Origin of the sequence: Granulicatella sp. 572.rep1_STHE (assembly GCF_001073445.1) — a bacterium.
Lineage (GTDB): Bacteria > Bacillota > Bacilli > Lactobacillales > Aerococcaceae > Granulicatella > Granulicatella adiacens.
The window spans coordinates 1-12,841 of sequence record NZ_JVBO01000024.1; the positions used below are offsets into that span (position 1 = coordinate 1).

The window sequence follows — 12,841 nt, forward strand, 5'->3', positions numbered from 1 at the left end:
GAATTAAGCGAATCACAAGTGATGAAGCTTGATTCAATCAGCTACTGCGTCTAACTTTATAAAATGTTTTAACTACGAAATAAATTTCTACGCCCTGTAATTCGTTTTAATACGAATCACGTTACTGTGATGATAGAATCCGTTAGTCTTTACGGAATCATCTTTATGCAGCAATACTTATTCCACGATTATTTAAGTCTTGTTAATGTCAAAAAAATTGTATTAAAGCCTTTCTTGATTCCGAAAACTAGACTGATCTAAAACCATTTCAATAAGACCCAAAATAGACAACACATTATTTTCTATGTAATCATACCAAAAAACGGCACTATCATGTGATAGTGCTGTTTTTATTTTTTATAACAATGGTTGGTTTAAAATACTTTCTAATGTAACCCGTTCTTCCAGTTGGGAATCTCTCCATCTATCATTGGCCTCATCTTCGTATGAAAAGCTATCATACCTCATTTGCAAGTCTTCTACAAGATTGGATTCCAAACCTGAATAGTCAAAATCTTCTTCTGATATATCGTCCCATTGATAGTTCCCTAATAACTGCTCTTTTATTCTATTTGTAAATTCTGATATCTGATTTTCAACCTCCCACTCTAAGTCAAAGCCATCAGGATCATAAGCAACGCTAATATCTTCATATTCCAAAGTTTCACTACTGTCTAAATAAGCTTGAAGCAACTCAATTTTTTTCTGTCTAAAAATGCCATAACAATACATTTCTTTAAACGAAGCTTCTTGATAGTCTTCATCTTCTATACTTACCTCATCAATTATGTGATTTATAGTAGATACAATATCATCCAGTTCTTCCGAGTCAAGATAAGAACTATTTATCAGTCTATCTAAGACATTCTTATCTTCAAGAATAGTTAGAAATATTTTTTTGAACACTTTATTCTTAGAAAAATAAATCTGGTTAATAATGTTTCCCCATCCGTTACTATAAATGTTTAAATTATTCCTCCCATCGTATATTCTCAGCAACCCCTCAAACTCATTCTCAAAGTTTGAAAATTCATTTAAACATATAATAGCTAGGATTTTTTCTCCAATAAAATCATTTTTATCTTTGAAGTTGTTCCAGTTTGCTAATAGTTTACTAAAAAAAATATACTGTGAATCATTTGGTTTACTTAATACATAATCATTGATTCCTTTACATAATTGGTGAAGGTAAACAGAATTCTGAGTTATTATTTCAGTTATCTTTGGATTCTCTTTCAATTTATCATTCAAAAAGTCAATAATGCTAGGGTTAAAAAAATCTACCTTACTTTTACCATCAAAACTTTCTTTTGTAAAAGCAAACCATGAGCCATCCAGTTTATTTAACGATTTTTTAAAATCAAATACCGAATCAAGTTCCAACGGATCAAGTGAATTTATTAACCACTCTTCCTCAACAGGATAATTATCGAATTGTAATAAAGAGAATAACAAAAATTTTTCTTCCTTTTCTAGACAGTAAAATAAGTTATCATAAAGTTGAGTAGGGTGACCAAGAATGGCTAATACATAATCATAAAAATTCCCTTTAGATTCTTTAAAATTATTTGCTATTAATTCTACTAACCTAGGAAAATAATTTCGATGTCGTATAATTTTTTTCCAATCACTTCCAATAAGACTGTTATATTTTTCTACAAGCTCTTTTTTATCAGCACTTTCTAGGTAGTGTAACTTTTGTTCAAATACTTTCCTAAAAATGTTCGCTTTATCTATATCTGAATACTTATCTAAATCAATTATAAATCTTTTTTTTTCTGTAAATTTTTCATTAATTAGTTTTTGAAATTCAAAATCCATTGATGTTGCATCTTTAAGAATTTGAGTTCTAGAGTTTAAACAAATAAAAAGGTTGTTTGTATTAGTAGAGGCTGAATATAATTTTTTTATATCTTGTAATACCCTCTCCCCAACATCAAACTTATTACGTCCTAAAAAATCATCAAAAACCACAAAAAGATTTAAATCCTCATTATTTCTATAGTTTTCATTGTATAATTTGAGAACTTCGCTAATCTCTTCTACTCTACGAACAATAACATGAAATAAATTTTCATTATTATTTAAAAATAAATTTCCAAGCATTGAACAAGTTGTTGTTTTGCCAATTCCAGCCGGCCCTTGAATTAAAACAATATGTTCCCTTTGTAAAATATGATAGGCTTCCCCTAAAAAGTGTGTTTCAACAAAATATTTAGAATCAAAATCTGAAAAATAATCATGTGATTCTGCTTCTACCGATTTCAGTCGATCCCTCTTCAGGATAATTGAAATATCTTTCTCCAACAATCCAAATTTCATAAAAACATTTCTATATTCATTCTGTTGCGAAAGAGTTGTTAACGTAGATGAGTAAATAATATAATCATCGTTTGGAATTGCATTAGGAATAATTTCATCTGCGTAATCACGAATCTCCTTTAAGTTTGCAGGAGATAACCCCATACTTGTAACAATAACATATTTAAAATCTGTTACCCACTCATATTTTCCCTTTGTCAGAGCAATTTTATCAATTTCTTCTTTAAAAAGTTTTACGGCTGTAGTTTTATTTTTTGTTACCTGCCATCTTTTAGCTTGAATAATGTGAGAGGGAGATTTGATATCATCAATACCGTCAATACCATCATCCTTTCCTTCCTTAAATCCATGCAGGCTACTATTCTTGAATTTTAACTTAACGATTTCAATAGCAAAATTTTCAAAATCTGATGTTGTCATCCCATCAGCACGAATTCCAATATCCATAATTCTCCTCTTCTTATAACAAAATCTTTCACCAGAGATCTAATATGTTCCTTTGACTCTTGTTATAATCCCAAAACAATTCATAAGACTTATCTTCCATATCTCGTCTTACATCCGGCTTTTTTAATACTGTGTAACTATCAAACATAAACCAACATTAGGTTCGTTTCTTGCTAAAGTTATCCAATATTTTAGTACTCGTCATAACTTCTTAAAGATTACCGTATTAAATTCAAACTATATTTTATCAAATAAATGTCAATAATTGAAGAGACTGCAGTTAAGTTATATCACCGTCAAAATATTACTTTTATAAGATTTCTTTTTCATAAAAATACTATCAACTAAATTAAATTCAAGAAAATAATAAATAGTCAATAATTTATCTGCTTTCCATTTTCGATTTCTATGATAGCAACTAAAAGAGAATGCTATCTTTCCATCTAGCTAAAGCTGTGCACTTACTAAATCCTCTTTATGGTTGTAAAGAAAATCTATTACGGAACTCTTACTAGGAATTGCCATACACGCTTCTTTTCCACTAAGGCATCTCTATGAAGACAACAAAAAAGCTATTACGGAGTTCTGTACGGAATCTATAGTAGCAACAATAGCGAGTGTAACTGATGTGAATGGGAGTAAGACAGAAGAAACAATGCACTTCTGTTTCTTCGTCGTCTTACCCCCGCAAGGACAAATAGGATTGACCAAACTGCTTGCCAGTAACGGTCAATCCATTTGTCTACTGCGTTAAAATCAATAAAGTTTATTAATTGATAAAAACAAACTTGAGGCTCAGTAGGGAGTGAGACTACAGGCTCACACCGGTACAGCTATTGTCGCTACTATGAAGATTCTAAGCAGAACGCAGTAATAGCGTCTCTACTTTTTTATTTATTTTCCGGTCCAATCATAGAGAGGCTGACACGACCTTTCTTAAGGTCTAGCTCCGTCACCCACACTGTTACGATATCCCCAACCGCAACGACATCACTTGGATGTTTTACGAAGCCTTTTTTCAATTTCGAAATATGCACAAGGCCGTCTTGCTTCACACCGATATCGACAAATGCTCCGAAGTCCACAACGTTACGAACGGTTCCTTCGAGTTCCATTCCTACTTGTAAGTCTTCCATCTTCAAGACATCGCTTCGTAAGATTGGTCCTGCGACTTCTTCACGCGGGTCACGTCCTGGTTTCAACAATCCATCCAGTACTAATTCCAGCGTTTCTTGTCCGATACCAAATTCTTCTTTTAACTCTTTAGCATTCAGCCCTTTAAGAGCTTCTTCCAACTCTGGTGAACCAAGCGCTAATTTTTCAGCATTAGCTTTTTTCAAAATGGCTTTAGCGACATCATAAGACTCTGGGTGAATATCGGTACCATCAAATGGGTTTGTTCCATCAATGATTCGCAAGAACCCAACCGCTTGCTCGTAAGCTTTTGGTCCTAAGCGAGGTACTTTCTTCAATTGCGTACGGTTTGTGAACTTGCCGTTTTCGTCACGGAAAGCGACCACGTTTGCTGCGGTTGTTTTCGTTAATCCGGCAATGTGCTCTAGGAGAGCGGCACTAGCCGTATTCACGTTTACCCCAACCTTGTTCACGGCTGTTTCAACGACAAAGTCTAATTGCTCATCTAATTGTTTTTCTGGAACGTCGTGTTGGTATTGTCCAACCCCAACGGCTTTTGGATCGATTTTAACAAGTTCTGCAAGTGGGTCTTGCAAACGACGAGCGATGCTTACTGCTGAACGCTCTTCGACTTGGTAATCTGGGAATTCTTGACGCGCGATATCGCTGGCAGAATAAACAGATGCTCCTGCTTCACTGACGATGGTATAAACAACTTTGCGTGGGATTTGTTTTAATTGCTCCGCCACAAACTGTTCAGACTCACGGCTAGCCGTTCCGTTCCCAATCGCCACCAGTGTCACACCATATTGTTCCACGATGCGACGGAATTGTCCACCTGCCTGAGCACGTTTGGCTTCTGAAGCTCCTACGTGAGGGTAAATCACAGACTTACCTAGGACTTTCCCTGTTTCGTCGATCACCGCTAATTTACATCCTGTACGGTACGCTGGGTCGAGTCCTAAGATGACTTGGCCTTTCATTGGTGCTTGTAATAATAAGTTCTTCAAGTTCTCCCCGAAAATGGCAATCGCTTGTGTTTGCGCCTTTTCACTTAATTCATTACGGATTTCGCGTTCAATGGCTGGTCCGATGAATCGTTTATAGCTTTCTTCAATTGCGCCTTCAACAATCGATGCAGATGGTGAAGAAGAATTTTTGATTTTCTCTTCTTTAATCTTTGTAAGAGGATTTGTCACATCGACTTCAATCGTTACGCGAACTACATCTTCTTTTTCTGCACGGTTTAAAGCAAGCACACGGTGAGGAACGATGGATTTCACGGGCTCTTCGTAGTCATAGTACATTTCGTAGACTTTCTTCTCATCGAGCTCTTCCTTCTTCACGACAGACTTCACGATTCCGTTCTTTTGCGTGAATTGACGTAATTGTTTACGGTATTTCGCTTCATCAGAAATCCATTCAGCGATAATTTCTACGGCACCATTAATTGCATCTTCGACCGTTAGAATTGCTTTTTCTTCATTGATAAAGGTTGTTGCTTTTTCCTCTACAGAATCCTTTGTTGTCATCAGTAACCATAATGCAAAAGGCTCTAGTCCGGCTTCTTTAGCAATCGTTGCCTTTGTGCGGCGTTTTTGTTTATACGGACGATAAATATCTTCCAACGCTGTTAAGGTTGTCGCCTTGCTTAACGCAGCCGTAATCTCTGGTGTGAGTTTGCCTTGTTCGTCAATCAGACGGCTAATTTCTTCTTTTCGTTTTTCGAAGTTTTCCAAATAACGTTGGCGCTCTTCGATTTCACGGATTTGCACTTCATCTAAAGAACCGGTTTGGTCTTTACGATAACGCGCAATAAACGGTACTGTATTCCCATCTTGTAAGAGGCCTAATACCGTATCGATTTGTTTTGGTTTATATTGAGTGAGTTCTGCCTTCACAAGTGCTACGGAACGCTCGTAAGCAGTGATTTCAGTTGTTTGTTCTGTCATAGTCAACTCCCTTTCTGTCTTCTCTATCCTATCATGAAATAAAAGGAAAAGCACCTAAGCAAAAATGCCTAGGTGCCTGATTATGGCTAAAGTTTAAAAAGGTTTGTTCACTTTCAGCTGATTTTGACTCTTATAGAAGAGCTAAAATAATGAAGTTAAGGATGAATAATCCTGTAGCGACCCATAAAATTGGGTGAATGTCTTTTGATTTACCAGTAATGACTTTCACTAAGCAGTAGAAGATGAATCCTGCTGCGATACCGTAGGAGATACTGTAGCAAAGTGCCATAAAGATACCTGCAAAGAACGCTGGAATCGCTTCGTCCAATTCGTCCCATTTCACATCAGCGAATGAAGAAAGCATCATCACCCCAACGATAATTAACGCTGGTGCTGTCGCTTCTGCAGGAACGATGCCCACGAATGGTGCTAATAAGGTTGATAATAGGAATAGACCTGCTGTTACGACTGCTGTTAAACCAGTACGTCCACCAGCTCCGATTCCGGCTGCACTTTCAACATAGGTTGTAGTGTTTGAAGTCCCAAAGATGGCCCCGATAGAAGTCCCAATCGCATCTGCGAATAAAGCCTTATCCATCTTAGAAGAGAAACCTGATCCGTTTTCAAGTTGACGTTCATCTTCTTCAGAGAAGATACCCGTTTTACGACCTGTCCCGATGAACGTTCCAAGCGTGTCAAAGGTATCGGATAAACTGAATGCAAAAATTGTCATTAAGACTAGAGGTAAGCGCGCAGGATCAGAGAAGAGTTTCACGATTCCTTCTGAGCCAAAAGCGGCCATGAATGTTGTGCCTAAATCATTAAATGCTGCTCCAAGCGAGTTGCTTTCAAAGCTGACTTTTGATAAATCAACAACACCCATTGGGATGGCTAAAAGGGTCGTTAACACAATCCCGATAAGGATAGCTCCTCGAACTTTTTTCAATAATAAGAATACGGTGATAATTAAACCAATCACTGCAAGGAGGGCTCCTGGAGACGTGAAGTTTACAAGTGATGGAACAATCCCACCGTTTGAGTTCACGCTGAACACGCCGCCTTTGTATGCTTCTGTTGCGACATTATACGTAACGCCGTTTACTTGAGTAATGGTTTTTGAATCAGAAAGGAATTCTAATAGGTTGGCGTTTTTTAAACCAATATAAGCGATGAAAATCCCAATCCCGCCCCCGATGGCATGTTGCATACTGACCGGAATGGCTTTAATAATCATCTTACGAACTTTTGTTACTGTAATGAAAATGTTGAATAAACCACAAATAAATACCATTGCTAATGCTTCTTGCCAAGTGAATCCAAGGCCAAATACAACTGTAAATGTAAAGAACGCATTCAACCCCATCCCTGGTGCTAATGCGTAAGGAACGTTTGCGAAAAGACCCATCACTAATGTGCTGACAACTGTTGCGATAATCGTTGATAAGAAGACCGCTTGGAATGGCATTCCTGTTTTACTTAGAATGTTCGGATTGACAAAAATAATGTAAGACATCGCGAAAAATGTCGTTAACCCTGCCAAGAATTCAGTAGTTACCGTCGTGCCGTTCTCTTTCAGTTTAAAAAACTTTTCCATTAATTTTCGAACCCCTTTATAAAAGAATGAGTGATGAATTTAGTATACAGAAAATTTAATAGAAAAACAATATAGGTGTCGAACTATTTTAAACATCATTTATTTTATTGTTCGTTATTTTGTTTAACGTATTTATTTTATAGCCTTTATAAGTAAATAGAATTCATGATTTATCGAACATTAAACTACATCATCCATTTTTCTCTATAGTTTTTAAACTATAGAGACAACAAAAAAGAAGCAGCCCAAAGCTACTTCTTTCTATACTTGATTATTTTTCAGATTTCCAAACTGGGAAATATTGTCCAGGACCGATTTCATCCATTTTTTTAGCAACATCGTCTGTTTGGTATAATTCAACGATTTTTTTATAAACTGGGTTGTCTGCATCTTTTCCATTCACAACGATAATGTTATAACGATCTTTTGGAATCGTATCTAAATGGTTTGCATCTGTAAAGATGTTATCTTCAATCTTCAATCCAGCATCTTGAGCCATTGAACCATTGATAGAAGCTGCATCCACATCTTGTAACATTTGAGGAGCTTGAGCAGATTCTGCTTCGATGATTTCTAAATTACGAGGGTTGCTTGTAATATCTGCTAGTGACGCCTTTGTTCCAACGCCCTCTTTCAATGTAATTAATCCTTCAGTTTGTAGCGCTACTAATGCACGACCTTGAATCGCTACCTCTTTAGGAACTAAAACTTTAGCTTTCTCAGGTAAATCTTTTAATGATTTATATTTTGTTGAGAAATAGTATAAAGGTGTGATGAAAGTTGTTCCGATTTCTTTTAAATCGCTCCCTTTATCTTTGTTCCATTGCGCTAAGTATGCACGGTGTTGGAAGGCGTTCATTTGAACAGAACCTTCTTCTAAAGCTGTATTTGGTAAAACATAGTCGTTCATTTCTACAACTTCGATATTGATGTTTTCTTTCTTCGCCTTTTCAGCAACATAATCCCATAATTCATGGGCTGCACTTCCGACAACTGCAACTTTAACCGTTTGAGCTGCTTCAGTAGTAGATTCCTTTACTTCTTCTTTTGATGTTTGACTGCCACATGCAGCTAATGTAATCGCCGCAATTGCTGTTAAAAATAAGTGTTTGATTTTCATTGTTTTTCCTCCAATAATTGTATTTATTATTTTTCATCAACCTGTATTGTCTACCCATTCCCCCTCATTTTTTCGAACACAATAAAAAAATCCTCTGCCCAAAATGGACAAAGGACGATCATTTCAATAATACCGTGTTACCACCTTTATTCGTTCATTCATCACTGAATAAACCTCAATCGATTCCATTGATTCTTCTTTGAAATCGTGTCGCTATAACGGGCGCCCCGTACTTTCCTTACTTTACAAGCTCAAAAAGTCCACTCAATGGCCATTTTCATCTTCTTATCACTACTTGGTTTCACCAACCCCAAGCTCTCTACCAATGCCTCAAAGATTACTTTCCATCTCATCGCGTTATAGATTGAATTATACAGCTAATCTATAATATGTCAACAATTATCTATGAGATAAAGACACTTTTAACAGAAAAGACACTAAAAACACAAATTTGGTCCTAAAAAAATCCTCGAGAAGCTATTTCCAATAGCCCCTCGAGGAAAAATCTTTTTCGTATTCGTTATCAGCAAATGCTGTATAAGGATTAGTTAGAAGATGTTGTTGTTGAATCAGCTGCATCTAAGAAATTCTTCAATGCATTTTGTAAGCTTTCATCAGAAATCTTCACGTCAGCACCTTTCAATAAATCTACCATTGTTTGGTGTAAGAATGCTGTGTCTTTTAATTTTGCTTGTAGCATTTCTTCTTCCATTTGAGATTTCACTTCATCAAATGGTTTCTTCTCACCTTTGTCTAACATTTTAATAATGTGGTACCCAAATTGAGTTTCAACTGGAGTTTCTGTGATATCTCCTACATTTTTCAAGTTGTAAGATGCTTCAGAGAACTCTTTCACCATATCTGAACGTTTGAATGGTCCGATTTCTCCACCTTTAGAAGCTGTACCTGTATCGGCAGAGTTTTCTTTTGCTAATTCTGAGAAATCAGCGCCATCTTTTAATTTTTGAATTAATTCTTCTGCTTTTGCTTTTGCAGCTGCTTTTTCTTCATCAGAAGCAGTTGCTTTAGCAGCAATCAAGATATGTTGTACTTTGATTTGTGGTTCCCACTCATCGTAGTATTTTTTAATATCTTCGTCTGTAAATGCTGCAGCTTTTTTAACAGCAGCTGTCATTAATTTGTTTAAGTAAATAGTTTGACGGTATGCATCTACTGAAGCGATTCCGCTTTGTTTCAAAGCAGCTAACATGCCGTTTTCACCACCATATTGAGCCACTAATTTTGCAACTTCTTGTTCAGCATCTTCTTTTAATTTTTTAGAATCTTCTACTGATCCTTCTAACACTTTTGTTAAGACTAAACGTTGTAAAGTTTGTTCCCCAACGGTATCTTTCATTGCATTCACAAATTCTTCTCTTGTCACATTACCATATTTTGTAGTAGCAATTGTTTCTGAATTCGTATTATTTGAGCAAGCTGCTAATGCTAAAGTTGAAGCAAGCACTAACATTCCTGTGAATTTTTTCTTCATAAAATTCCCTCTCCTATTGGTTTCTTTTTTAATCGATGGTATTAATATACCATAGTTCTAAACTCTTTCCTAGTTTTCTAGTCAGGTCTTACCTTTTCTTAACTTTCTTTTGAACTAAAAAAGAGCCGGGTCTTGTTAGCCCGACTCCTCAAAAAGTTAAGTTAAGTTCTATTCAGTGATTATTGTAATACTCGAATAGTAATTGTACGACGTCCGAAGTTATAAACATCATTTAAATTCACTAAGTGAACGTCAATTCTGTTTCCGTAAATCGCGCCACCTGTATCTGCAGCACGGAAAATACCATAACCTGGAATTTCAACATATGATCCTAATGGAATGACACTTGGGTCAACCGCAATCACATTTGGTTCATTCACAAGGTTTGTTCCATCAGCAGTGTAGCTTGATAAACCAGCTTCATTATATGAATAAGCAGTAGCTTCCACTGTTAAGTAGTAGCCATTTTGGCTTGATGAAGCAGCTTGAGTCGTTTGAGCAGCTTGAGTCGTTTGAGCAGCTTGTGTTGTTTCAGTTGCTTGAGTTGCTTGTGCAGTCTCATTGCTTGCTGAAGTTGTTGCTTCTGACTTCTCTACTTCTTTAACTTCTTTGTTATCTTGAACACGGTAAGAATGTTCTTGAGAGCCATTATTGACAGTCACTTCTTTTTGGTCTGCTGAGAAGCGTAATACTGTTCCTGGGTAAATGAGGTTCGCATTTTGAATCTCGTTTACTTGAACAAGTGAATCTAGTGAAGCGCCTGTTGCTTCAGAGATTACGGATAAAGTATCTCCCCATTTAATTGTGTACTCTTGTACTCCTTTGTCATCTTTTTTCACATCTTGTTTTACTTGTTCAACAGTACGTGCTGTCCATTCAACTTCATTTGCACTTGCTGAATTTGCTGTAAAACCTGCATAGCCAAATAGTGCAAGTGATGCTGTCACCATCATCAAATGTTTCTTGATTGGTTTCATATTTTCCTTTCCGACTTTTGACTCTTTTATAGAATTCAAAAATCTCGTTCGCATAAATTTTTTGAGCCGCGAACTTAATGAATGCAATTATGTTACCATGAAAAAAAATGAAAGTGTTGATTTTACGCCCTTTGTTAAGGTCACTTAATTTTTTTGACTTTTTCTGATGTTATTATTACAAACAAATGACAAGAACATATGTTTCTGCAATATTCGATATCTTCCTGTAACGTTTTCGTAGAACTTTCTTAGATTCTTAGTCATACTTTTTTCATTTATTACATCATTTTTGGCTCTTTTCAAAGAAAAAATCGCATTCAATCGAATATTACATCAAAAAAACCTTCCTATTTAACAGTAGGAAGGCTCTTCATTTTCTTTAATTTACATGATTCAACTCACTCATCTGAATCGTTTGATCGATATTTTCTTTTAAGGCTTCAGGAAGATGGTGCGTTACCCATAGAACTGTCACGCTCTTATTTTCTAGGATTGGTTTCAACACTTCAATGGTTGTCTTTTCGTCTAAGTTGGAGCTGACTTCATCCAGCAAGAAGACTTTTGGTTGTTTTATGAGTCCACGTGCGAAGGCAATGCGTTGCAACTGGCCGCCGGATAGATTTGAATCGCCATCGCCTAAAACGGTGTCTAATCCTTGTGGCAAGTTTCGTACGATAGTGGCGAGTCCCACTTTTTCAAGAGATGCCCAAACTTCTTCATCCGTATACTCTTCTGTGAGCGTTACGTTTTCGCGAATGCTTGTCGTGAAGATATGTGGTTTTTGAGCGATATAGACCATTTGACGATATAACTCATCATAGGATTGTTTCTTCACATCGACCCCAGCAAATTTTACTTCTCCTAAATACTCCGTTAATTTAGCAGCGATAATATTTAATAGCGTTGATTTCCCCTACAATGTCAAGCAATTGTTACATAAAATTAGACGATATTTCTATCGCCTAATTTATATACAAAACTTTTATTTTAACTTTTTTATACGTTCACTTTCTGTTAGAATCCTCATTTGTTCAATAGCAATTGCATTTAATTTTTCTATCCTTTCAGTTGCATCCATTCCCTCATTTATAAAAACAGCATTTAAGTTCTCAAGATTTGATAAACACACTAATTGTGATATATCAGCATAGTCTCTCATATTTCCTTTTAACTCCGGATTACTTTCACGCCATTCTTTTGCTGTCATTCCAAACAAAGCTACATTTAATATATCTGCTTCACTTGCATAGATATAGTTTATTCTTTCCTTTGATAATTTTTCAGGGACAAGATTATTCTTAATTGCATCTGTATGAATTTTGTAATTTATCTTAGCTAAATTCCTCTTGATATCCCAACCTAATTGTTTTTGTTCTTCTTCTTTTAAGCGCTCAAACTCTTTAATAAGATAGAGCTTAAAATAAGGTGATACCCACGACGCAAATTCAAAAGCTATGTCTTTATGTGCATATGTTCCACCATATCTTCCTGCTTTGGCAATAATTCCGATAGAATTCGTCTTATTGACCCATTGTTTAACCGATAAAATAAAACGATTAAAACCTGCTTCATTTTTAATTCCCTCGAATTCGGTGGAATTAAAATTCGCATTATACATTTCTTCCCATATTCCTAAAAATTCAATTGTATTTTTATTCCTTAGCCATTTTTCTATCAGTGCCACACCATTTTCAACATTTCTAACCATGTCGGTTAAAGAAATATAATCTCTATTATCTATGGCAATAATGCTAATTTCTGATCCTTCCACATTTATTTTAGACACAAAAATCACCTCACAAT

7 protein-coding genes, 1 pseudogene and 1 other annotated feature are annotated in these 12,841 nt (G+C 35.8%); all 8 genes and pseudogenes read right to left on the reverse strand.

Annotation, left to right across the window (positions count from 1 at the left end):
- Positions 1-357: 357 nt before the first annotated feature.
- The gene (locus ADH99_RS06135) at positions 358-2,769 is read right to left on the reverse strand and encodes a hypothetical protein (protein ID WP_049555004.1); all 2,412 of its coding nucleotides are present in this window, start codon (positions 2,767-2,769) and stop codon (positions 358-360) included.
- 890 nt (positions 2,770-3,659) lie between these two features.
- Entirely contained in the window at positions 3,660-5,855 is a 2,196-nt protein-coding gene (locus tag ADH99_RS06140) for a Tex family protein (RefSeq protein WP_049555003.1), read from the reverse strand.
- A 130-nt stretch (positions 5,856-5,985) separates the two neighbouring features.
- The gene (locus tag ADH99_RS06145; RefSeq protein WP_049555002.1) at positions 5,986-7,449 is read right to left on the reverse strand and encodes an NCS2 family permease; all 1,464 of its coding nucleotides are present in this window, start codon (positions 7,447-7,449) and stop codon (positions 5,986-5,988) included.
- Positions 7,450-7,720: 271 nt separating this feature from the next.
- Entirely contained in the window at positions 7,721-8,569 is an 849-nt protein-coding gene (locus tag ADH99_RS06150) for a MetQ/NlpA family ABC transporter substrate-binding protein (RefSeq protein ID WP_049555001.1), read from the reverse strand.
- Between the two features lie 107 nt (positions 8,570-8,676).
- Positions 8,677-8,931: a binding site (T-box leader), on the reverse strand.
- A gap of 182 nt (positions 8,932-9,113) precedes the next feature.
- The gene (locus ADH99_RS06155; RefSeq protein ID WP_049555000.1) at positions 9,114-10,061 is read right to left on the reverse strand and encodes a peptidylprolyl isomerase; all 948 of its coding nucleotides are present in this window, start codon (positions 10,059-10,061) and stop codon (positions 9,114-9,116) included.
- A gap of 179 nt (positions 10,062-10,240) precedes the next feature.
- On the reverse strand, positions 10,241-11,038 hold the full coding sequence (locus ADH99_RS06160; RefSeq protein ID WP_244266367.1) for a 3D domain-containing protein: 798 nt from the start codon (positions 11,036-11,038) through the stop codon (positions 10,241-10,243).
- 379 nt (positions 11,039-11,417) lie between these two features.
- Positions 11,418-11,939, reverse strand: a pseudogene (locus tag ADH99_RS06165) (ATP-binding cassette domain-containing protein); the annotation flags it as partial.
- 81 nt (positions 11,940-12,020) lie between these two features.
- Positions 12,021-12,824, reverse strand: a complete 804-nt coding sequence (locus ADH99_RS06170) for a KilA-N domain-containing protein (RefSeq protein WP_022620611.1) — start codon at positions 12,822-12,824, stop codon at positions 12,021-12,023.
- Positions 12,825-12,841: the final 17 nt, after the last annotated feature.

Bases quoted from the DNA above. Each gene is read 5' to 3' on its own strand.
- ADH99_RS06135 (WP_049555004.1), bottom strand. From the start codon at position 2,769: ATGGATATTGGAATTCGTGCTGATGGGATGACAACATCAGATTTTGAA.
- ADH99_RS06140 (WP_049555003.1), bottom strand. From the start codon at position 5,855: ATGACAGAACAAACAACTGAAATCACTGCTTACGAGCGTTCCGTAGCA.
- ADH99_RS06145 (WP_049555002.1), bottom strand. From the start codon at position 7,449: ATGGAAAAGTTTTTTAAACTGAAAGAGAACGGCACGACGGTAACTACT.
- ADH99_RS06150 (WP_049555001.1), bottom strand. From the start codon at position 8,569: ATGAAAATCAAACACTTATTTTTAACAGCAATTGCGGCGATTACATTA.
- ADH99_RS06155 (WP_049555000.1), bottom strand. From the start codon at position 10,061: ATGAAGAAAAAATTCACAGGAATGTTAGTGCTTGCTTCAACTTTAGCA.
- ADH99_RS06160 (WP_244266367.1), bottom strand. From the start codon at position 11,038: ATGAAACCAATCAAGAAACATTTGATGATGGTGACAGCATCACTTGCA.